Raw genomic sequence first — 1088 nt, 5'->3', positions numbered from 1 at the left:
GTCTTACTGAACGTCGCTTCGAGTTTGTCCCTCTCTGGGGAATCAGGGTTTTTCTCCTCTACAAAATGCGTAGGGTTGAATGCAAGACATGTGGCGTAAAGGTTGAACAGGTTCCATGGGCTGAAGGCAAGAAGGAACTCACCAAAGTTTACATGCAGTTTTTGGCAAATTGGGCTAGAAAGCTCTCCTGGAAGGAGGTCGCCCGTACATTCAATACCTCGTGGGAGAAGGTCTTCCATGCTGTTGAGTATGTGGTTGAGTGGGGCAAGAAGCATCGTTCACTTGATAATATCAAGGCCATTGGAGTTGATGAGGTGGCGTATCAGATCGGCCATAAATACTTGACTGTTGTCTACCAGATTGATCGCGACTGTACACGGCTACTATGGGTTGGTCAGGAGCGCACCGAAGCTACGATTCGCAGCTTCTTCGCTTTCCTGGGTACACAGCGAAGCCAGCGGTTGGAGTATGTCTGTTCTGATATGTGGCAACCCTACGTAAAAGCGATTGCGGTGTTTGCCAGCCAAGCATTACATATTCTGGATCGCTTTCATATCGTTGCCATGCTGAATAAGGCCATTGATGAAGTCAGGGCCACGGAACACAAACAGCTTCAGGCAGATGGTTATGAACCGGTGCTGAAAAAAACACGCTGGTGTCTGCTCAAGCGAAAAGAGAACCTGACCGAGAAAGAAGAGATCAAGCTGAACACAGTGCTTCAGTACAACCTGAAAAGTGTCAGAGCCTATCTTCTCAGAGAAGAGTTCCAAGTGTTCTGGGACTACATTTCACCACACTGGGCAGGAAAATACCTAGACCGGTGGTGTACAAGAGTGATGCGATCAAAGATAGAACCGATGAAGAAAGTTGCTAAAACTGTTCGACGACACAAGCCACTTATCCTGAACTGGTTCAAGGCGAAAAAGGCGTATTCCAGCGGTATCGTTGAGGGTCTGAACACCAAGATAAAACTCACTACGAGAAAATCATACGGTTTCAGGACCTACAGATGTGCGGAAATCGCGTTATATCATGCGCTTGGCAAGTTACCTGAACCGGAAATGACCCACAGATTTTACTGACGAGGC

The 1088-nt window shown here is 47.5% G+C and carries 1 protein-coding gene; it reads left to right on the top strand.

Annotation, left to right across the window (positions count from 1 at the left end; all coding sequences use genetic code 11):
• A partial coding sequence (locus ACO6VE_RS24610) for an ISL3 family transposase (protein WP_422464152.1) occupies positions 1-1082 on the top strand: 1082 nt, incomplete at its 5' end.
• Positions 1083-1088: the final 6 nt, after the last annotated feature.

Origin of the sequence: Endozoicomonas sp. ALB115 (assembly GCF_049310245.1) — a bacterium.
Classification (GTDB): domain Bacteria; phylum Pseudomonadota; class Gammaproteobacteria; order Pseudomonadales; family Endozoicomonadaceae; genus Endozoicomonas.
Note: the sequence above shows the minus strand (reverse complement) of the source record. Positions and strands in the feature narration are given on the sequence as shown.